The sequence below is a fragment of the Bacillus sp. FDAARGOS_527 genome (assembly GCF_003812125.1).
Taxonomy (GTDB): Bacteria; Bacillota; Bacilli; order Bacillales; family Bacillaceae_G; genus Bacillus_A; species Bacillus_A paranthracis.
In genome coordinates, this window is sequence record NZ_CP033795.1 from 1,510,873 (window position 1) to 1,531,256 (window position 20,384).

Genomic DNA, 20,384 nt, shown 5'->3' on the forward strand with positions numbered 1-20,384 from the left:
TGACCGACACCCATCATTAATAATAACGAATTTTCGACAGAAAGGGAAGAATTGCATGATTAAAACAAATGAAATTAAACAAAAAGATGCGTTATTAGAAGAAATTACGGATTATGTATTAAATAAAGAGGTAACTAGCGCAGAAGCATTCAGTACTGCTCGTTACGTCTTACTTGATACGCTTGGATGCGGAATTTTAGCACTACAATATCCAGAATGTACGAAATTATTAGGACCAGTTGTTCCAGGAACAATCGTGCCAAATGGTACACGTGTACCAGGTACGTCATATGTACTTGATCCAGTGAAAGGTGCATTTAATATCGGATGTATGATCCGTTGGTTAGACTATAACGATACTTGGCTTGCAGCAGAGTGGGGACATCCATCTGATAACTTAGGCGGAATTTTAGCAGTTGCAGATTATATTAGCCGTGTTCGTATTTCAGAAGGAAAAGAACCATTAAAAGTACGTGAAGTACTAGAAATGATGATTAAAGCACATGAAATTCAAGGTGTACTTGCTTTAGAAAACAGCTTAAACAGAGTTGGTCTTGACCACGTATTATATGTAAAAGTAGCAACAACTGCAGTAGTTGCAAAAATGCTTGGCGGAACACGTGAAGAAATCTTTAATGCATTATCACATGCATGGATTGATAATTCTAGTCTTCGTACATATCGTCATGCTCCAAATACGGGATCACGTAAATCATGGGCAGCAGGTGATGCAACGAGCCGCGGTGTTCATCTTGCAATGACTGCTCTAAAAGGTGAAATGGGTTATCCAACAGCTTTATCTGCACCAGGCTGGGGATTCCAAGATGTATTATTTAATAAACAAGAATTAAAGTTAGCGAGACCATTAGATTCATATGTAATGGAAAATGTATTATTTAAAGTTTCATATCCAGCAGAATTCCATGCACAAACAGCTGCAGAATGTGCTGTGAAATTACATCCGGAAATTAAAGAAAGATTAGATGAAATTGACCGTATTACAATTACAACGCACGAATCAGCAATTCGTATTATTGATAAAGAAGGTCCATTAAATAACCCAGCGGATCGTGATCATTGCTTACAATACATTACGGCAATTGGTTTATTAAAAGGGGATATCGTTGCGGATGATTATGAGGATGCAGTAGCAAATGATCCACGTGTAGATGAATTACGTAATAAGATGGTTGTTGTTGAAAATAAACAGTACAGTTTAGATTACCTTGACCCGAACAAGCGCTCAATCGCCAACGCTGTTCAAGTTCATTTCAAAGATGGAACTGTAACAGAAAATGTGGAATGTGAATATCCACTTGGTCACCGTTTCCGTAGAGACGAAGCAATTCCAAAAGTTGTTCAAAAATTCACTGCAAATATGGCAGGTCATTATTCTAGTAAGCAACAAGAACAAATTCATGAAGCTTGTTTAAATGAAGAGAAACTAGAAAATATGAATGTAAATGAATTTGTAGATCTATTCTTAATTTAATAATAGGGGGAATCTAGAATGGCTTGGGTTGTGGATAAACAGTCAACACAAGAAGAGCTTGCGAATCGCTTCCGAGCTTTAGTAGAAGCAAATGAAATTTTACAGATTCCAGGTGCTCATGATGCAATGGCAGCTCTTGTTGCGAAAAATACAGGTTTTTCAGCTCTTTATTTATCGGGAGCTGCTTATACTGCAAGTAAAGGGCTACCGGATTTAGGAATCGTAACGTCTACTGAAGTAGCAGAGAGAGCAAGAGATTTAGTAAGAGCTACAGATTTACCTGTTCTTGTTGACATTGATACAGGGTTTGGTGGTGTATTAAATGTAGCGAGAACTGCTGTAGAAATGGTGGAAGCGAAAGTAGCAGCTGTCCAAATTGAAGATCAGCAATTACCAAAGAAATGTGGCCATTTAAATGGTAAGAAACTCGTTACGACAGAAGAATTAGTTCAAAAGATTAAAGCGATTAAAGAAGTTGCACCGAGCTTATATATTGTAGCGCGCACAGATGCTCGTGGTGTAGAAGGATTAGATGAAGCAATTGAAAGAGCGAATGCATATGTAAAAGCAGGTGCAGACGCAATTTTCCCAGAAGCGCTACAATCAGAAGAGGAATTCCGTCTATTTAATAGTAAAGTAAATGCACCTTTACTTGCCAATATGACTGAGTTCGGGAAAACGCCGTATTATAGTGCAGAGGAATTTGCGAATATGGGCTTCCAAATGGTTATTTATCCTGTAACTTCACTTCGCGTAGCAGCGAAAGCGTATGAGAATGTGTTTACTTTAATTAAGGAAACTGGTTCTCAAAAAGATGCACTTTCTAATATGCAAACGAGAAGTGAGTTATATGAAACAATTTCATATCATGACTTTGAAGAACTAGATACTGGAATTGCAAAAACAGTATTATCAGAGGATCAATAGATAAAACAACTAAGGCGATGAGAATACATCTTTGGCAAGACAAACTGCTTGATGTGAAAATTCATCGCCTTCTGTTTTCAAAAATAAGATATTCCACTCATCGTAGACGAGCATATGTAGTAGCAAGTAAGGCCGAAATGATAGGGGGATTCAGATGGAGAAAACGAAGTTACCGTGGGATGAATTTTTTTCACTTAATAAAGATGTGAATCATGCTTTCTTTACGCCAGAAGATTTTTCAGGAGACGAAGATTTAATCGCAAAAACGACTGAACAATTCGTTAAACAAGAAATTGTTCCACAAATGGAGAATATTGAACAACATAACTATAAAGTTTCTCGTCAATTGTTTGAGAAAGCTGGAGAACTTGGATTATTAAGTATCGAGGTTCCAGAAGAATATGGCGGATTTGAATTAGGAAAGGCAGTTTCAGGGCTTGTAGCAGAAAAAATGGGATACGCTGGTGCATTTAGCGTTTCATTTAATATACACGCAGGTGTAGGTACATTGCCTTACATATATTACGGAACGAAAGAACAAAAAGAAAAATATTTGCCGAAAATTGCATCAGGAGAATGGATTGGGGCTTATGCTTTAACTGAACCAAATGCTGGTTCTGATGCTTTAAGTGCAAAAACGAGTGCAGTATTAAATGAAGATGGTACTGCTTGGAAGTTAAATGGTGAGAAGCAGTGGATTACAAATGCTCATATGGCAGATGTATACGTTGTTTTTGCGAAGACAAATAAAGGAATGACAGCGTTTATTGTCGAAAGAACATGTGAAGGTGTATCTATTGGGCTAGAAGAAAAGAAAATGGGGATTAAAGGTTCTTCAACAGCGACGCTTATTTTAGAAGATGTTGTCATCCCTGCAGAAAATGTTTTAGGGGAAGTTGGGAAAGGGCATCATGTAGCTCTTAATATTCTTAACTTTGCTAGATTAAAACTTGCCTTTGGAAATATTGGAACAGCAAAGCAAGCAATTGGATTGTCCGTTCAATACGGAAAAGAACGTAAACAGTTCCAAACGGAATTAGTAGACTTTACGATGATTCAAGAGAAAATTGCAAATATGATCATTGCTACATATGGAGCAGAAAGTGCAGCGTATCGTACAGCAGGTGTAATTGATGAAGCAATTCATGAGAGCGATGAAGATCTTATGAAGAAAATGTCTCAATTTGCAATTGAATGTGCACTGAATAAAGTAAATGCTTCTGAAACACTTGGTCATATCGTAGATGAAGCTGTACAAATTCATGGTGGTTACGGTTATATGCAAGAGTATGAAGTAGAACGATTATACCGTGATGCTAGAATTAGTCGTATTTTTGAAGGGACGAACGAAATTAATAGATTAACAGTTGCCAAAATGTTAATGAAGCAAATGGAACAAATTGAAGATACTGAAATAGAGATTGATGTAGAAAATGTCGAAAGAAACCATCGTTACATTTTATTAGCGAAAAAATTGTTGAAACAATCTTTGAAAACGCTCTCTAAAACTCCAGGTTTAAAAATTGATCAAGAGCAAGAATATTCACGTGTATTATCAAATATGTTAACGGACGTGTACGTAATGGAATCAGCATTTTTACGTACGAGTAAAGCAATTAGTAAAAATGGTGCAGAAAAAGAGCGTACGAAACAAATGATAACTGACGTTATTTGTGAAGAAGGCTATCGCAAAGTAGAAGAATCAGCGATTTCTATACTTTCCGCGGCTATTACAGAAGAACAAGATAGACACGTGATTTTAACTGAAATTCGTCAATTATTAGTGCCTTTATACACGAACGTATTTACAAAAAAGAGAGAAATTGCGAAAGCTATTATAAATCGCGGAAAGTATATTGTGTAAATAGGAGGAAAGCGATATGAAAAAGATTGGTTTTATCGGTTTAGGTAACATGGGTCTTCCGATGTCTAAAAATTTAGTTAAATCAAGTTACACAGTATATGGTGTGGATTTAAATAAAAATGCTGAAGCTTCCTTTGAAAAAGAAGGAGGAATTATTGGCTTATCAATCTCAAAATTAGCAGAGACATGCGATGTAATTTTTACAAGTTTACCTTCACCTCGTGCTGTTGAAGCAGTATATTTTGGAGAAGAAGGATTATTTGAAAATAGTCACTCGAATGTAGTTTTAATAGATACAAGTACTGTATCTCCACAATTAAACAAACAGTTAGAGGAAGCGGCAAAAGAAAAGAAAGTAGACTTTTTAGCAGCCCCTGTAAGTGGTGGGGTAATTGGAGCCGAAAACCGTACATTAACGTTTATGGTCGGTGGATCAAAAGAGGTATATGAAAAAACGGAATCTATCATGGGTGTATTAGGTGCAAACATCTTCCATGTTAGTGAGCAAATTGATAGTGGTACAACTGTTAAATTAATTAATAACCTATTAATAGGTTTTTATACAGCTGGTGTAAGTGAAGCATTAACATTAGCGAAAAAGAACAATATGGATTTGGATAAAATGTTTGATATTTTAAATGTAAGTTACGGCCAAAGTAGAATTTATGAGCGCAATTATAAAAGTTTTATTGCATCAGAAAACTACGAGCCAGGTTTTACTGTAAATTTATTAAAGAAAGATTTAGGGTTTGCAGTAGATTTAGCGAAAGAAAGTGAACTTCACTTACCAGTAAGCGAAATGCTATTAAATGTATATGAAGAAGCAAGTGAAGCTGGGTATGGTGAAAACGATATGGCTGCTTTATATAAGAAAGTTAGTGAACAATTAATTTCTAATCAAAAATAATAGACTTATAAACATCATAAAAAAGGAGAGAATATAATGATTACAACTGAAATTAAACGAGTAAAAAATCATATTAATGGTGAGTGGGTAGAATCTACTGGTACAGAAGTAGAAGCAGTTCCAAATCCGGCGACTGGAAAAATTATCGCTTACGTTCCGCTATCTCCGAAAGAAGATGTTGAAAAAGCTGTTGAAGCGGCAAAAGCAGCATACGAAACATGGTCTAAAGTACCAGTTCCGAATCGTTCAAGACAATTGTATAAATATTTACAGCTTTTACAAGAAAACAAAGAAGAACTTGCAAAAATCATTACGCTAGAAAATGGTAAAACATTAACGGATGCAACTGGTGAAGTACAACGTGGTATTGAAGCAGTAGAACTTGCAACATCTACTCCAAATTTAATGATGGGACAAGCACTTCCGAATATTGCAAGCGGCATTGATGGATCAATTTGGCGCTACCCAATTGGAGTTGTTGCTGGAATTACGCCGTTTAACTTCCCGATGATGATTCCATTATGGATGTTCCCGCTTGCAATTGCTTGTGGTAATACATTCGTATTAAAAACATCTGAAAGAACACCACTTTTAGCAGAGCGACTTGTAGAGTTATTCTATGAAGCTGGTTTTCCAAAAGGCGTATTAAATTTAGTACAAGGCGGAAAAGATGTTGTAAATAGCATTTTAGAAAATAAAGATATTCAAGCTGTTTCGTTCGTTGGTTCTGAGCCGGTAGCTCGTTACGTATATGAAACAGGTACGAAACATGGGAAACGTGTACAAGCGTTAGCTGGTGCGAAAAACCATGCGATTGTTATGCCAGATTGCAATCTTGAGAAAACGGTACAAGGTGTAATTGGATCTGCATTTGCAAGTAGTGGAGAGCGCTGCATGGCATGTTCAGTAGTAGCAGTAGTTGATGAAATTGCAGATGAGTTCATCGACGTACTAGTAGCAGAGACGAAGAAGTTAAAAGTAGGTGACGGTTTCCACGAAGATAATTATGTTGGACCATTAATTCGTGAGTCTCATAAAGAACGCGTATTGGGCTATATTAACAGCGGTGTAGCAGATGGAGCTACTTTATTAGTAGATGGCCGTAAAATTAAGGAAGAAGTTGGAGAAGGTTACTTTGTAGGTGCGACAATCTTTGACGGTGTAAATCAAGAAATGAAAATTTGGCAAGATGAGATTTTTGCTCCAGTATTAAGCATTGTACGTGTTAAAGATTTAGAAGAAGGTATTAAACTAACAAATCAATCTAAATTTGCAAATGGAGCGGTTATTTATACATCAAGCGGTAAACATGCACAAACATTCCGTGATAACATCGATGCGGGCATGATCGGTGTAAACGTAAACGTTCCAGCACCAATGGCATTCTTCGCATTCGCAGGAAATAAAGCTTCATTCTTTGGTGATTTAGGTACAAATGGTACAGATGGCGTTCAATTCTATACACGTAAAAAAGTTGTAACTGAGCGCTGGTTTTAATATAAAGTAGACAGCCAAATCAGTTGTTAAAAGAAAACCACCACTATGAATAGTGGTGGTTTTCTTCTTGTTAATTGCTTTTTTCAAAAGCGAGTTTAATACCAAAACCAATTAAGACAATTCCTGTTAACCCTTGAATATAACGTTGTGTCTTCGGTTTTTTCATAAAAGCACTAATTTTATCAATTAAAAATATATAAAAAGCGAACCAAATAACTGTTAAAACTAGGTAAGTAAGGCCCATTATAAGAAGTTGGATAAACGTATTATGATTTGGATTTAAAAATTGCGGTAAAAATGTTAAAAAGAAGACTGCGATTTTAGGGTTTAATAAATTTGTAAGAAACCCTTGGCGAAAGCAAGAAGTATTCTCGTTTGCGTTATTCAAAGATATATCGTTCGTATTGACGCCTTCTTTATTTCTTACTGCTAAAAGAGCTTTAATACCAATATAAATTAAATATAGAGCTCCAACGTACTTGAAAATAGAAAATAAAAGAGCTGACTTTACAATAAGTGCGGAAAGTCCGATTACTGCTGCTAAAGTATGAATCAATAGTGCAACACATGTACCGAACACTGTTTTCACCCCGCCTACCTTACCAGCAACTAATGTGTTTTTCGTAGCCATTGCAGTATCAGGACCAGGTAAAATAATAAGACAAATAGACATAATGATGAAAAGAAAATAATTTTCAATCATAGTCGCTCCTCCTTCTTTTATTTTTAGAATATTTAATTAAAAATAGTGTAGCACATAATTCGATTTAATAAAATTAAATTTTATTAAAATTTATTAAATAGGAAAAAGGCTATATAGGCGTGTAATTATACGACTATATAGCCTCAATTTAATCCCGTATGAAAGGGCGATTGCTTCTACTAATAATAAGAGGGAGATAAACCCTACTTATTAAATTCTCACTTTACGCATTAAGTAAGTTAAAGAACCGGTTTACATCTTCTTCTGAAACATCACTTAACTGCTTATATTTATAATTTGGATTTTGGTCTTTATCAACGACAACAGATCGTACTCCTTCAAAGAAATCTTCATGTCTCATGAAGTTTTTAGCAAGTACAAGGTCAGTAGCGAAACATTCTTCAACGGACTTATTTTGTCCATCAATAAACTGTTTTAATGTTACTTTTAGTGAAATAGGAGATTTTGATAATAACGTTTCTTTCGCTTTTAAAGAAAAGGAACTTTGATCTTTCTCTAATGAATGAATAATTTCTTCAATTGTATCGAATGCAAAATGTGAATTAATTTCTTCTAATGAAGGAGCAAGCTCGCTTTCTAATGTTGGAGCAGTTGCAAATGTACGAATGACTTCTTTTAAATGAGTATGTACATCATCTTCTTTAGACCAATTTACACTTTCCAGTTCAGTAAGGAAATTTGGTAATGAATCAGATGCAATAAAATAATCAGCAGCGTTTATAAATAATACGTCAGAAGCTTTTAAAATAGATGCTGTTAAAGCGACATAGCGGCCGGCATACCCTGGAGCTTTATTTAAGAAATAAGCAGCACCGACGTCTGGGAAGAAGCCAATATTCATCTCTGGCATTGCCCATTTCGTACGCTCAGTTACAATTCTGTATTTCGCACCATTTGTAAGACCGACACCACCACCCATTACAATTCCATCTAAACAAGCGATAATCGGTTTTTTATATTGATAAATATATGTATCAATTTCATACTCTTCTTCAAAGAAACGTTCCGCATGCTGCAATGCAGCTTCATTTGAACGTGCTTCATAAAGAGTTTTAATGTCGCCACCTGCACAAAAACCTTTTGTGCCAGCTCCTTTTAATACGATAAGCGCAATTCGCTCATCATGTTCCCACTCTTTCAGTTTTTGCCCAATTGGTTGCAACATGTCATAAGATAAAGAATTAAGTGCTTTTGGGCGGTTTAAAGTAATTGATGCAACGCCGTTTTCGCTAACAGAAAATAAAACGTGTTCAGTCATAATTCATCCTCCCTTACATATCTTCTTATTCTTAATTCTTTATACGTACTGAAATGTCCTTTATAAATTTTGTCTAAAGTTGGCGGTATATGTTAATTTATCCACTGCATATTTTGACGAGTTATATTTGCAGGATTTTGGAGGTTGAAAATGAATATTACAACATTACTGTAATTGTAATTATTTGAAGTTACCATGATAAACACGCTATTATATATGTGTAAATTGTACATAATCACTTCGAAAAGAGTATTTGAAGTGATTATAATGAAAGAAAAATTGCTTTTCATTAGAAATAGAGAAAGGAGAAATCGGAATGCCAGTACCTTTACTATTGTCGGTGATTATTTTGTCTTCTTTAATGATAGGGATAACGCAATATTTTCATCATACAGATACGACAGAGGAAGTGAAGGATAAAGTACGACTTGTATTTCCGATTTTTATCATATCTATTTCTTTTTGCATTTTATTAAATAAAGATGGGTACATTGTTGCAGTATTTTCATTTTTTGTAGCGATTGTTTTCATTACAGTTTTATATTATGTAATGAAAGAATTTATCCAAAAATAAAGATGTCATATGAGACATTTTTATTTTTGGAAAGAATAAAATTTCACATACCGTATTATATGTGAAATTAAAAAAACATATCGCAATAGAAAAGTATGTACTTTACCGTGTATGTACTTGTCAATCTTGCATAGCCAATATACTATTAATAGTGTAGAGATTAGAAAAAGGGGTTGTATCTATCATGAAATTTGAGATGCACACAAAAATTATTTCAAATGAAAAAGAAGTAAGATTACATATAGAAGAAAACATATTTCAATTAAAATTGGATGGTTATCACTTATTTACAGTTCAAGAAATATTACCTTTATATAAATCAAATGAAGAAAGAATCGGTAGTGCAATGATACAAAAGTTAGAATGGGAGAACGGAAAAACTACAATAAACTATCAACTTGTATCACTAAATTCAGTAAATTAAAAGGAGCAGGAAACGATGAAGTTATTTCATACAGCCGATTGGCATTTAGGAAAGCTTGTTCATGGCGTGTATATGACTGAAGATCAAAAGATTGTATTAGATCAGTTTGTACAAGCTGTTGAAGAAGAAAAACCAGATGCCGTAATTATTGCAGGGGATTTATATGACCGAGCAATTCCACCTACAGAAGCAGTAGACTTATTAAATGATGTGCTGCAAAAAATAGTGATTGATTTACAAACGCCAGTTATTGCAGTTGCAGGAAACCATGATAGTCCAGATCGTATTCATTTTGGAAGTAGTTTAATGAAGAAACAAGGATTATTTATTGTGGGGCAATTTCAATTTCCATATGAGCCAATTATATTAAATGATGAATATGGGGAGGTTCACTTCCATCTCGTTCCATATGCGGATCCAAGTATAGTGAGACATGTATTGAAAAACGAAGACGTACGTTCTCATGATGATGCGATGCGTATTTTTATGAATGAGCTTTCTGAAACGATGGATAAAGAAGCGAGACATGTATTTGTTGGTCATGCATTTGTAACTTCTGCTGGAGAAGCAGAAGAGAATACTAGTGATGCCGAACGACCGCTTTCAATTGGTGGTGCTGAATACGTAAATAGTCATTATTTTGATAAGTTTCATTACACAGCGCTTGGACATTTACATCAAGCGCATTTCGTACGTAATGAAACAATTCGATATTCAGGTTCGCCACTTGCCTATTCTATTTCTGAAGAAAAACATAAAAAAGGATACTATATTGTGGAGCTGAACGAGCAAGGTGAAGCAACAATTGAAAAAAGGTTACTTACACCACGTCGTAAAATGCGAACAGTAGAAGCGAAAATAGATGAATTATTACAACATCCAGTAAGTGAAGATTACGTGTTTGTAAAATTATTAGATGAAAATCCTGTCTTACAGCCAATGGAAAAAATACGCTCTGTATATCCAAATGCCATGCATGTTGAAAGATCCATTCAAAGGCGAGAGTTCACAGAGTCAAATGAAGTAACTGTTTCAAGACATAAAACGGATGATTTATCACTATTAAAAGCTTTTTATAAAGAAATGAAAGGCTTAGATTTATCAGAAGAGAAAGAACGTCTATTTGTAGAAGTATTACAAACAGTGCAAGAACGGGAAGGTGAACGAGGATGAGACCGATTCAGCTTATTATGACGGCATTTGGCCCGTATAAACAGAAAGAAGTAATTGATTTTGACGATTTGGGAGAGCATCGTATTTTCGCTATTTCGGGGAACACGGGCGCTGGAAAGACAACAATTTTTGATGCGATTTGTTATGTGTTATATGGTGAGGCAAGTGGAGAAGAACGAAGTGATACGAGCATGCTCCGCAGTCAATTTGCTGATGATAATGTGTATACAAGCGTAGAATTAACCTTTCAGCTAAAAGGGAAACGTTATGAAATAAAACGACAACTGGGACACAAAAAACAAGGGAACAAGACGATTACGGGACATGCAGTAGAATTATATGAAGTAATTGATGAAGAGAAGATTCCGGCTGTTGATCGTTTCCATGTAACGGATGTAAATAAAAAAGTAGAAGATTTAATTGGTTTAAGTAAACATCAATTTAGTCAAATTGTTATGTTACCGCAAGGGGAATTCCGAAAACTATTAACATCTGAGACTGAAAACAAAGAAGAAATTTTGCGTCGTATTTTTAAAACAGATCGTTATAAGTTAATGCGAGAGTTACTTGATCAAAAACGAAAACAATGGAAAGACGTCTTACAAGAAAAACAAAAAGAGCGAGAGCTACATTTTCGTAATGTTTTTAAATTACCGATCCGAGATGGAGCATTATTAGAGACATTAGTGGAACAAGACCATGTAAATACGCATCAAGTAGTAGAGGCATTAGAACAAGAGACAGCTGCGTATAAGGCAGAGGTGGAGCAATTACAAGTAGAACAAGATATTCAAACGAAGCAATTAAAGGATGCTGAAACACGTTTTCATGCAGCGAAGTCTGTAAATGAGAAATTTATAGATTTACAACAAAAGAATGAGAAATATAATACTTTACAAGAAAAACGTTCAGTAATTGAAATGAAAGAACTATCTTTTAAGCGTGCGGAACAAGCGAAGCGCTTATTACCATTTGAACAGTGGTATGAAGAAGCAATGCAAAATGAGCAGAAAGCTGAAAGTTTGTTAAAACAAATTATCGCTAAAAAAGAAAATATAATGAATAATTTTGAACTTGCTCAGGAGAAATATGAAGCAGTAAAGAATAAAGAACCTGAGAGAGAAAATGCAAAAAAACTTGTTCAAAGATTAGAAGAGTTACAACCGATTATTGCATCATTAGCTGAGAAACAGTTGAATTTACAAAATGCAGAAATTCAACTAGGAAAATTAAAAGAAAGTATGCAAAACTTAGATCGACAATTAGAAGAGCATACAAATCAAAAACAGCTAATGTCTGGTGAATTACAGCAATTAGAGCGAGCGCTTGAACGATATATAGATAAAGTAGAAGAACTAACGAATATGCGAGAAGATGCAAAAGTTTTAAAGCAAGCATATGACGTATGGCAAGAAAAACAAAAATTCGAGCAAGAAAAAGAAACTGCATTTATTAAGATGCAAGAGACAGTTCGTGCATATGAGAATATGGAACGTCGCTGGTTAAGTGAACAAGCTGGTATATTAGCTCTTCATCTACATGATGGTGAATCTTGTCCAGTATGTGGCAGCACGAACCATCCGAAAAAAGCTTTAGAGCAAAGTGATGCCATCAATGAAAAAGAGTTAAATGATTTAAGAGACAAGAAGAATCTTGCTGAAAAATTACATGTGCAAGTAGAGGAGAAATGGAATTTCTATCATCTTCAATATGAACAAGTAATAGAAGAGGTTAAGAAGCGGGGTTATCGCTCAGAAGAATTAGCTGAAACATATAGTGCGCTTGTTCAAAAAGGAAAACAATTAGCAACTGAAGTGAATACGTTAAAAGCAAGTGAAGAAACGCGTAAGCAAACAGCTGTGAAAATAAAAAGCATAGAAGAAAAAGTAGATGCACTTCAGAAACAAAAACATGAGGTAGAAACAGAACAGCACCGTATCGAAATGGATTGTATGCAGCTGCGTACGTCATATGAACATGATAAGAAAAACATTCCTGAAAACTTACAAACAGTACAAGCTTGGAAAGTTCAATTTGATCAAGCTATGCATGAGCTCAAATTAATGGAGGACGAATGGAAGAAAGTGCAGGAGGCGTATCAACATTGGCAAAATGAAAATATACGTATTCAAGCAGAACAGGAAGGTGCTTCTAATCAATTTGAAAGTGCAAAATCGAAGAAAGAAGAGACTTTCACGCGCTTTATGAAAGAGCTTGAACAGAGTGGATTTACAGATCAAATTACGTATAAAGAAGCGAAATTAAGTGATGCCGAGATGGATATGTTACAAAAAGAAATTCAAAGCTATTATTCATCTCTTGAAGTACTTGCAAAACAAATTGAAGAGTTACAGGGTGAATTAAAAGATAAAGAGTATATGGATATTACAGCGTTAGGTGAACATATAAAAGATCTAGAAATTAACCTTGATATCATAAAAGAAAAACGTCAACGTGCGCAAAATGCGGTAACATATATTTCTGATTTACATGAAAATATTAGGCGTATTGATGAGCAAATTCATGAGGAAGAAAAAGCTTTCCAAGAACTTGTTGACTTATATGAAGTAATGAAAGGTGATAACGAAAGCCGTATATCATTTGAACGTTACATCTTAATTGAGTATTTAGAACAAATTGTTCAAATTGCAAACGAACGATTACGTAAATTATCAAATGGACAATTTTATTTAAAACGAAGTGAACGAGTTGAAAAGAGAAATCGTCAAAGTGGATTAGGTCTAGATGTATACGACGCGTACACAGGCCAAACACGCGATGTAAAAACTCTATCTGGCGGCGAGAAATTTAATGCATCGCTTTGCTTAGCGCTCGGAATGGCAGACGTCATTCAAGCATATGAAGGTGGTATATCCATCGAAACGATGTTTATCGACGAAGGGTTCGGTTCATTAGATGAGGAGTCATTAACAAAAGCAGTTGACGCCTTAATTGACTTACAAAAATCAGGCCGATTTATTGGTGTAATCTCACACGTTCAAGAGCTAAAAAACGCAATGCCAGCTGTATTAGAAGTAACGAAGCAGAAGGATGGGTGTAGTCAGACGCGGTTTGTGGTGAAGTAAGTTCAATTGTAATTCATATTATTTGCGATTCTTTAGTATAGAACTTTTGATAAAATAAAGGGGCTGTCTCATAAGTCTCTTTCGAAGTAAGATCACATGAAATCGAAAAGGCAGAAATGTTATAAAATCAACATTTCTGCCTTTCACTTTTTATACGATTTTGGCTAAAAAGCATCTTTTGGGACAGCCTCTTTATTTGTTATTCAAAATTAGATAATTCACCTATGAGTTATCTGTAGAAGACGGCGTATTTTCCAAACGATTATAAGCTTTAAAAGCCGAAATTGCCGAGATAACACCGCCTACTAAAAATAAAGCCGATCCACCGACCAAAATGATACGACTGACATATGTTTCGCGCGCTTCTTCAACTTCTTCTTGTAACATTGTAGGCATTTGAATTCCCCCTAAATAACATTTATTTTGTAGATAGTATATACAAACGCCTAAAATATGTTAAAATCACTGGATAGTGTTAGGAGGAAATATGTAGTTAGATGTGAATTATTTGAAAAATCTTCATTACAAATTTATGCGAACTTCACATAGAGCACATATTAACATTGTATTATGTATATGTACCAAATAAATAAAGTGAATGTAAGTTCTGTTTTCAAAAATTTAAAATCCTTTTATTTCTATATGAAAGTTTTAATCGAGGGTTTTAAAAATTTTGGAAATAGATCTTATAAAAATGGAATTCATATAAAAGGGGAATGTCTTATGACAACATATACGAGTGAAATGAAAAAAACTTTAGTTTCAGAAGAAGATGTAGATATTTTAAAAATTATGGCGCATCCAATCCGACTGCAAATTGTAAATGAATTAAGTACAAGAAAAACTTGTAATGTAACACAATTAACAGAGTTACTGAACATCCCGCAATCTACTGTTTCACAACATTTATCAAAAATGAAGGGTAAAGTGTTACGAGCAGAGAGAAGAGGTTTAGAAATTTATTATCATATTAACAATTTAAAAGCGAGTAAGATTGTTAATGTTTTAGGATATATAAACTAATGAAGTATTTTTATATAAAATAGCCGCTGCTGGTGAGCAGGGGCTATTTTGTGTTGTTTTATCCCGCGTTAACCGACAGTAAAACTCCCACCTCAAAATTCAGTTGGAGCAAAGAAGTTAGGTGGGAGTCGGGCTGTCCGTAAACGTCCGATTGGTTCAACTAATAATCAGTGGGGGATGAACAAAACCCCCACTGATTAAAGTTTCACTTTATGTATTCGTATTTAATATTTTATAGTTTTTATGATTTACAATTGTTCGTTCAAATTCAAAAGTACCACCGCTTACATTTGTAATTTCAACTAAGACCGATTCAGTATAAAGTTTTAGTACAGATCCTGTAATCTTTAAATTGTTTCGTTGAAAAAGTATAGTATCCCCTACGTTTGCTTTCATAGTACCTCCTCATTAAAGACAGAAATATTTTTTATTATATATATTAAACCACGTATAAGTATATTAGTGAATATTTAGTTTTATTTATCAAAAAAATATTTGTAGTCTAATAGAAGAGTGTAAAGTACTCCTATGCTAAAAGTTATATTTTATTATAAGCAAAGTAAATTGTTTTCAGCGTCAGCGAAACAATATTTCTATGTAAATACTGCAGCTAAACAAATTATTTAAAAGACAAATACTATGTAGCCCGAAACGTAAAGTAAATAAGTAAGGGTTTTTTAGGAGTACAAAAAAATATACGTTTAGGAATAAGATCTCTTTTTGGTAAAATTCCAATTAAAAACATAGAAAAACTTCAATATAAAAAGGTAATCAATTACAAATGGAGAAGTAATATATACGAAAGGAGAGATTTATATGAATAAAGGGAAAAAACAAGTTAGTCAACTTAGTTTTCTGGTGAATTTTTTGAACGACAAGGGGAGTTGTGTAAAGATTTAATAGCATCCCCTTGTGAAAAATTGGTTGGGGGAATATATAAATGATAACAGAAATGAATATTAAAGTAGTTTGTGAAGAATCATTTTCAAAAAGAGAAATAAAAATTTTAGAGACATTTCTTTCAACTTTAGCGGGGCATTCTAACGCTCTCGTTACAAAAGAGGGGATGTTTTTAAACCCTTTAAGTAAAGAGAAAAGTGTGATTTATTATCACAACTTTGTATTTGTAAAATCACTTACAGAAGAAATGTGTGCAGAATTAAAAGAAGTTTTGACAAGACGTATTAAAAATGCTTTCATTATGATGGAATTTGTAGAGCCAATTATTACATTTGAAGAAACAATTATAAATGTATAAAGAAAGTCAGGCTTATGAATTAATTTAATAAAACCGTCTCTTTAATGTTTATTAAAGAGACGGTTTTATTGTTTTACTATTGAAAAAAGGATTCAAAAACATATGTAAATTTAACTTATACAAAACAATATGAACAACTATTACGTATTTAAAAAACATTTTTTTGTATTTCATCCTTCGTTTTCTGTAACTGATTCCATGTTTTTGACGCCCTGCCTTGTAAGTGCTTACATAACTGAAAACATCTTATACAATGAAGGTGTTAAATCAAAAGAGATGACCAAAATGAACATAAAAAAACAAGACTTAGCGAAAAGCATTGAAATAGAAAGAGGAGGCGGAAAGGTATGAAAAAATCAAAGGTTAATCCATGGCTTGTTGTCCTTGGTACAGTAATAGTTCAAATGGGACTTGGAACGATATATACATGGAGTTTATTCAATCAGCCTTTAGTTAGTAAATACGGTTGGAGTCTTAACGCGGTTGCGATAACTTTCTCAATTACTAGTCTTTCCTTAGCATTTTCAACTTTATTTGCAAGTAAATTGCAAGAAAAATGGGGACTTCGTAAACTTATTATGATAGCTGGACTAGCATTAGGACTAGGATTAGTACTTAGTTCACAAGCTTCTTCGTTAATATTGCTTTATATACTAGCAGGAGTTGTTGTAGGTTACGCAGATGGTACAGCTTATATTACTTCACTATCTAATTTAATTAAGTGGTTCCCTGAACGTAAAGGTTTAATCTCTGGTATATCTGTATCTGCATATGGTACAGGTAGCTTAATTTTCAAATATATAAATGCAAAGTTAATCGATTCCGTTGGTGTATCGCAAGCGTTTATATATTGGGGTTTAATTGTTACAGCTATGATTGTCCTTGGAGCTTGTTTAATCCATCAAGCTGCTGATCAAGGTGCAGTTCAGGAAACAAACACTCATGAATATACAATGAAAGAAATGTTAGGCACAAAACAAGTATACTTATTATTCATCATGTTATTTACATCATGTATGAGTGGCTTATACTTAATTGGTATGGTAAAAGACATTGGTGTTCAACTTGTAGGGCTTAGTGCAGCGACAGCAGCTAATGCGGTGGCTATGGTTGCAATATTTAACACATTAGGTCGTATTATTCTAGGACCGTTATCAGATAAAATTGGTCGTTTAAAAATCGTTACGGGTACTTTTGTGGTTATGGCGAGTTCGGTATTAGTTCTAAGTTTCGTAGATTTGAATTACGGTATCTACTTCGTATGTGTAGCAAGTGTAGCGTTTTGTTTTGGTGGAAATATTACTATTTTCCCAGCTATTGTTGGTGATTTCTTCGGTATGAAAAACCATAGTAAGAATTACGGAATTGTGTATCAAGGATTTGGATTTGGAGCGCTTGCAGGTTCCTTTATCGGTGCACTTCTAGGTGGATTCAAACCAACCTTTATGGTGATTGGCGTACTATGTGTCGTGTCATTCATTATCGCAATTTTAATTCGAGCACCTAAACAGAAAAAAGAACAAGAAGAAGAGTATCGCAGCGTAGCATAAGTATATAAATCTTCTATAACACTATAGTTACGAAAAAGCATCCTGTTAAATAGGGTGCTTTTTTGAGTTATTTTAACAAGGTTAAATTACTTTTTATTTTTTTTGATATAAAAGTGAGTGAAATATCCGTTTGGATTATATTGGAATATAATAAATCGATACATCGTATTCGAAATATGTATTAAATCTTAAATAATAAAGAAAATATGAATTGATGTTTGCAAGATATATTTTCAGACAAATATTGAGAAAATAAATGCTCGACTTTTTGTTAAGGCTTTGTAACTGAAGAGACCTTCAGTTTATCATCTTCAATTTTTACAAAGAGGAGTAAGAATTAAAGTATTAATGTAAGTGTTTATTAATACTTTTAGATGTAATTGTATTGAAAAGCACTAAAGTTTTTATCTGAAAAATAAAAATAGGTTGACAAGTTTATTGAGAAAGATTATCATTTCGGTGTAAGAACATTAAATGAAAAACATTATCAATGAATAATATTTTAATGAAAAGTACACTTGACCAATTAGTTTAGTAAGTGTATTATTTTTTACACCGATAATGATAATCGTTATCATTATTTGTTTAATTAGATTGATTTTTAAATGAAAGGATAGAGGAAATGAACTTAGGGGAATTTGATGGGAAAACTGTTTTAGTAACAGGTGCAGCTCAAGGTATAGGTAGTGTTGTTGCTAAAATGTTTTTAGAAAGAGGAGCTACAGTTATTGCGGTTGATCAAAATGAAGAGGGATTAAACGAACTCTTAAATGAAATACATTTGAAAACGTTTTGCTTAGATGTGAGTGATAGTACCGCAGTTGAACAGATGGTAAATGATATTGAAAATGAAATAGCTCCAATAGATATATTAGTAAATGTTGCAGGGGTTTTACGTATGGGAGCGATTCACTCGTTAAGTGATGAAGATTGGAATAAAACGTTTTCTGTAAATTCTACAGGAGTTTTCTATATGTCCCGAGCAGTAAGTAAACATATGATGCAAAGAAAGTCAGGGGCAATTGTTACAGTTGGTTCAAATGCAGCAAATACGCCGAGAATGGAGATGGCTGCATATGTTGCATCAAAAGCTGCTACGACGATGTTTATGAAATGTTTAGGATTAGAACTTGCAGCGTATAACATTCGCTGTAACGTAGTTTCTCCAGGTTCTACTGAAACTGAAATGCAAAGGTTACTATGGGCTGATGAGAATGGAGAAAAAAATATAATTGCTGGTTCTCAAAGTACATATAGACTCGGTATACCGTTACAAAAAATTGCACAGCCTTCAGAAATTGCTGAAGCAGTATTGTTTTTAGCTTCAGATAAAGCTAGTCATATTACAATGCATAATTTATGTGTTGATGGCGGAGCTACATTAGGCGTTTAATAAAAAATTCAGGGGGTTACTATACAATGAAGGAATTTACGGCTGTAAAGGAACTGTCAGAAAAATTACTAGAAGATTATAAGACTGAATCTTCATTCTTTTTCGCTTCACCAACTCGAACGATATTAGCAGAAGGAGAGTTTACTACAGTAAAGCATCATGAAATTGAAAGTTTTCCAGAGCTTGTACAAGCAGTGTTACGTAATGCAAAACAAGCAGGAAATCCGAATCCTATCGTCGTCGGTGCTTTGCCATTTGATCGTAGAAAAGAAGTTCAACTTATCGTACCAGAATATAGCAGAATTTCTGAGCGTTTACAATTGAATACAACAAATCAGTTTGAAACAAATGAGAACGTAACATTCGAAATGACGTCAATGCCAGAGCCTGAAGTGTATATGAATGGTGTGAAGCAAGGAATTGCAAAAATAAAGGGCGGGGATTTAAAGAAAATCGTTCTATCCAGATCGTTAGATGTTAATTCTTCCGAAAAGATTGATAAGCAAAAACTTCTTCGAGAATTAGCAGCGCATAATAAGCATGGGTATACATTTGCTGTGAATGTATCGAAAGATGAAAATGAGAATAGTAAGACGTTAATTGGAGCGAGCCCTGAATTACTCGTCTCACGTAATGGTATGCAAGTTATTTCTAATCCGTTAGCTGGTTCAAGGCCACGTAGTGAGGATTCAGCTGAAGATAAGAGAAGAGCAGAGGAATTACTTTCTTCTCCAAAAGATTTACATGAACATGCGGTAGTAGTAGAAGCAGTTGCTGCAGCGCTTCGTCCGTACTGTCATACATTACATGTTCCGGAAAAGCCATCCGTTATTCATAGTGAAGCGATGTGGCATTTATCTACTGAAGTGAAAGGTGAACTAAAGGATCCGAATACTACTTCTTTGGAATTAGCAATTGCTCTTCATCCGACGCCAGCAGTTTGCGGCACACCGATGGAAGAAGCGAGAGAGGCGATTCAAAAAATTGAGCCATTTGACCGTGAATTCTTTACAGGAATGCTAGGGTGGAGTGATTTAAATGGAGACGGTGAATGGATTGTTACAATTCGTTGTGCTGAAGTACAAGAAAATACACTCCGTTTATATGCAGGAGCGGGCGTTGTTGCTGAGTCAAAACCAGAAGATGAATTAGCAGAAACATCAGCTAAGTTCCAAACAATGTTGAAAGCATTAGGATTAAATGATAGTTCACTTAATGAAAAGTAGGGGGCAGA

General features: G+C 34.4%; 18 protein-coding genes. 14 read left to right on the top strand and 4 right to left on the bottom strand.

Annotation, left to right across the window (positions count from 1 at the left end):
* The first annotated feature begins 55 nt into the window (after window positions 1-55).
* The 5 genes from prpD (at window position 56) to EGX95_RS10205 (ending at window position 6,687) form a co-directional block, all read left to right on the top strand.
* Window positions 56-1,492, top strand: coding sequence for a 2-methylcitrate dehydratase (gene prpD / locus EGX95_RS10185; RefSeq protein ID WP_000598128.1), 1,437 nt, complete (start codon window positions 56-58; stop codon window positions 1,490-1,492).
* Between the two features lie 18 nt (window positions 1,493-1,510).
* The gene (gene prpB / locus EGX95_RS10190; RefSeq protein ID WP_000312630.1) at window positions 1,511-2,419 is read left to right on the top strand and encodes a methylisocitrate lyase; all 909 of its coding nucleotides are present in this window, start codon (window positions 1,511-1,513) and stop codon (window positions 2,417-2,419) included.
* 154 nt (window positions 2,420-2,573) lie between these two features.
* Entirely contained in the window at window positions 2,574-4,283 is a 1,710-nt protein-coding gene (locus EGX95_RS10195; RefSeq protein ID WP_000416019.1) for an acyl-CoA dehydrogenase family protein, read from the top strand.
* A 16-nt stretch (window positions 4,284-4,299) separates the two neighbouring features.
* Window positions 4,300-5,190, top strand: coding sequence for an NAD(P)-dependent oxidoreductase (locus EGX95_RS10200; protein ID WP_000719436.1), 891 nt, complete (start codon window positions 4,300-4,302; stop codon window positions 5,188-5,190).
* A 36-nt stretch (window positions 5,191-5,226) separates the two neighbouring features.
* On the top strand, window positions 5,227-6,687 hold the full coding sequence (locus EGX95_RS10205) for a CoA-acylating methylmalonate-semialdehyde dehydrogenase (RefSeq protein WP_000633358.1): 1,461 nt from the start codon (window positions 5,227-5,229) through the stop codon (window positions 6,685-6,687).
* Between the two features lie 70 nt (window positions 6,688-6,757).
* Here the strand turns inward: EGX95_RS10205 and EGX95_RS10210 are convergent, their stop codons facing one another.
* Complete coding sequence (locus EGX95_RS10210; protein ID WP_000572339.1) at window positions 6,758-7,390, bottom strand: LysE family translocator; 633 nt, start codon at window positions 7,388-7,390, stop codon at window positions 6,758-6,760.
* Window positions 7,391-7,613: 223 nt separating this feature from the next.
* The gene (locus tag EGX95_RS10215; protein ID WP_000134902.1) at window positions 7,614-8,669 is read right to left on the bottom strand and encodes an enoyl-CoA hydratase/isomerase family protein; all 1,056 of its coding nucleotides are present in this window, start codon (window positions 8,667-8,669) and stop codon (window positions 7,614-7,616) included.
* A 316-nt stretch (window positions 8,670-8,985) separates the two neighbouring features.
* On the opposite strand from EGX95_RS10215, the gene EGX95_RS10220 reads away from it, so the two are divergent.
* The 4 genes from EGX95_RS10220 (at window position 8,986) to EGX95_RS10235 (ending at window position 13,926) form a co-directional block, all read left to right on the top strand.
* Complete coding sequence (locus EGX95_RS10220) at window positions 8,986-9,243, top strand: hypothetical protein (RefSeq protein ID WP_001145041.1); 258 nt, start codon at window positions 8,986-8,988, stop codon at window positions 9,241-9,243.
* Between the two features lie 184 nt (window positions 9,244-9,427).
* Entirely contained in the window at window positions 9,428-9,667 is a 240-nt protein-coding gene (locus EGX95_RS10225; RefSeq protein WP_000667348.1) for a DUF2584 domain-containing protein, read from the top strand.
* A 15-nt stretch (window positions 9,668-9,682) separates the two neighbouring features.
* Window positions 9,683-10,840 carry an exonuclease SbcCD subunit D gene (locus tag EGX95_RS10230; protein WP_000765142.1) on the top strand — a complete coding sequence of 386 codons (1,158 nt, stop codon included), beginning with the start codon at window positions 9,683-9,685 and terminating at the stop codon, window positions 10,838-10,840.
* Window positions 10,837-13,926, top strand: coding sequence for an SbcC/MukB-like Walker B domain-containing protein (locus EGX95_RS10235; RefSeq protein ID WP_001247426.1), 3,090 nt, complete (start codon window positions 10,837-10,839; stop codon window positions 13,924-13,926). Before EGX95_RS10230 ends, EGX95_RS10235 begins: the two co-directional genes overlap by 4 nt.
* A gap of 222 nt (window positions 13,927-14,148) precedes the next feature.
* Here EGX95_RS10235 and EGX95_RS30345 read toward each other — a convergent pair whose 3' ends face one another.
* Complete coding sequence (locus EGX95_RS30345; RefSeq protein WP_001142747.1) at window positions 14,149-14,322, bottom strand: hypothetical protein; 174 nt, start codon at window positions 14,320-14,322, stop codon at window positions 14,149-14,151.
* 327 nt (window positions 14,323-14,649) lie between these two features.
* Here EGX95_RS30345 and EGX95_RS10240 point away from each other — a divergent pair, with 327 nt between their 5' ends.
* The gene (locus EGX95_RS10240; protein WP_000214794.1) at window positions 14,650-14,949 is read left to right on the top strand and encodes an ArsR/SmtB family transcription factor; all 300 of its coding nucleotides are present in this window, start codon (window positions 14,650-14,652) and stop codon (window positions 14,947-14,949) included.
* A gap of 210 nt (window positions 14,950-15,159) precedes the next feature.
* Here EGX95_RS10240 and EGX95_RS10245 read toward each other — a convergent pair whose 3' ends face one another.
* Window positions 15,160-15,345, bottom strand: a complete 186-nt coding sequence (locus EGX95_RS10245) for a YkvS family protein (RefSeq protein WP_000646794.1) — start codon at window positions 15,343-15,345, stop codon at window positions 15,160-15,162.
* 544 nt (window positions 15,346-15,889) lie between these two features.
* On the opposite strand from EGX95_RS10245, the gene EGX95_RS10250 reads away from it, so the two are divergent.
* From EGX95_RS10250 to dhbC, 4 genes are all read left to right on the top strand, one after another.
* Window positions 15,890-16,207, top strand: a complete 318-nt coding sequence (locus EGX95_RS10250; protein ID WP_000627299.1) for a hypothetical protein — start codon at window positions 15,890-15,892, stop codon at window positions 16,205-16,207.
* Between the two features lie 347 nt (window positions 16,208-16,554).
* Entirely contained in the window at window positions 16,555-17,757 is a 1,203-nt protein-coding gene (locus EGX95_RS10255; protein WP_000748918.1) for an L-lactate MFS transporter, read from the top strand.
* Between the two features lie 622 nt (window positions 17,758-18,379).
* The gene (dhbA, locus tag EGX95_RS10260; RefSeq protein WP_001048423.1) at window positions 18,380-19,150 is read left to right on the top strand and encodes a 2,3-dihydro-2,3-dihydroxybenzoate dehydrogenase; all 771 of its coding nucleotides are present in this window, start codon (window positions 18,380-18,382) and stop codon (window positions 19,148-19,150) included.
* Window positions 19,151-19,176: 26 nt separating this feature from the next.
* Complete coding sequence (gene dhbC / locus EGX95_RS10265; protein WP_000657804.1) at window positions 19,177-20,376, top strand: isochorismate synthase DhbC; 1,200 nt, start codon at window positions 19,177-19,179, stop codon at window positions 20,374-20,376.
* The last annotated feature ends 8 nt before the right edge of the window (window positions 20,377-20,384 follow it).

What these genes read in the sequence shown, in the direction of transcription:
- prpD (WP_000598128.1), top strand. Translation starts at nt 56, where the DNA reads ATGATTAAAACAAATGAAATTAAACAAAAAGATGCGTTATTAGAAGAA.
- prpB (WP_000312630.1), top strand. Translation starts at nt 1,511, where the DNA reads ATGGCTTGGGTTGTGGATAAACAGTCAACACAAGAAGAGCTTGCGAAT.
- EGX95_RS10195 (WP_000416019.1), top strand. Translation starts at nt 2,574, where the DNA reads ATGGAGAAAACGAAGTTACCGTGGGATGAATTTTTTTCACTTAATAAA.
- EGX95_RS10200 (WP_000719436.1), top strand. Translation starts at nt 4,300, where the DNA reads ATGAAAAAGATTGGTTTTATCGGTTTAGGTAACATGGGTCTTCCGATG.
- EGX95_RS10205 (WP_000633358.1), top strand. Translation starts at nt 5,227, where the DNA reads ATGATTACAACTGAAATTAAACGAGTAAAAAATCATATTAATGGTGAG.
- EGX95_RS10210 (WP_000572339.1), bottom strand. Translation starts at nt 7,390, where the DNA reads ATGATTGAAAATTATTTTCTTTTCATCATTATGTCTATTTGTCTTATT.
- EGX95_RS10215 (WP_000134902.1), bottom strand. Translation starts at nt 8,669, where the DNA reads ATGACTGAACACGTTTTATTTTCTGTTAGCGAAAACGGCGTTGCATCA.
- EGX95_RS10220 (WP_001145041.1), top strand. Translation starts at nt 8,986, where the DNA reads ATGCCAGTACCTTTACTATTGTCGGTGATTATTTTGTCTTCTTTAATG.
- EGX95_RS10225 (WP_000667348.1), top strand. Translation starts at nt 9,428, where the DNA reads ATGAAATTTGAGATGCACACAAAAATTATTTCAAATGAAAAAGAAGTA.
- EGX95_RS10230 (WP_000765142.1), top strand. Translation starts at nt 9,683, where the DNA reads ATGAAGTTATTTCATACAGCCGATTGGCATTTAGGAAAGCTTGTTCAT.
- EGX95_RS10235 (WP_001247426.1), top strand. Translation starts at nt 10,837, where the DNA reads ATGAGACCGATTCAGCTTATTATGACGGCATTTGGCCCGTATAAACAG.
- EGX95_RS30345 (WP_001142747.1), bottom strand. Translation starts at nt 14,322, where the DNA reads ATGCCTACAATGTTACAAGAAGAAGTTGAAGAAGCGCGCGAAACATAT.
- EGX95_RS10240 (WP_000214794.1), top strand. Translation starts at nt 14,650, where the DNA reads ATGACAACATATACGAGTGAAATGAAAAAAACTTTAGTTTCAGAAGAA.
- EGX95_RS10245 (WP_000646794.1), bottom strand. Translation starts at nt 15,345, where the DNA reads ATGAAAGCAAACGTAGGGGATACTATACTTTTTCAACGAAACAATTTA.
- EGX95_RS10250 (WP_000627299.1), top strand. Translation starts at nt 15,890, where the DNA reads ATGATAACAGAAATGAATATTAAAGTAGTTTGTGAAGAATCATTTTCA.
- EGX95_RS10255 (WP_000748918.1), top strand. Translation starts at nt 16,555, where the DNA reads ATGAAAAAATCAAAGGTTAATCCATGGCTTGTTGTCCTTGGTACAGTA.
- dhbA (WP_001048423.1), top strand. Translation starts at nt 18,380, where the DNA reads ATGAACTTAGGGGAATTTGATGGGAAAACTGTTTTAGTAACAGGTGCA.
- dhbC (WP_000657804.1), top strand. Translation starts at nt 19,177, where the DNA reads ATGAAGGAATTTACGGCTGTAAAGGAACTGTCAGAAAAATTACTAGAA.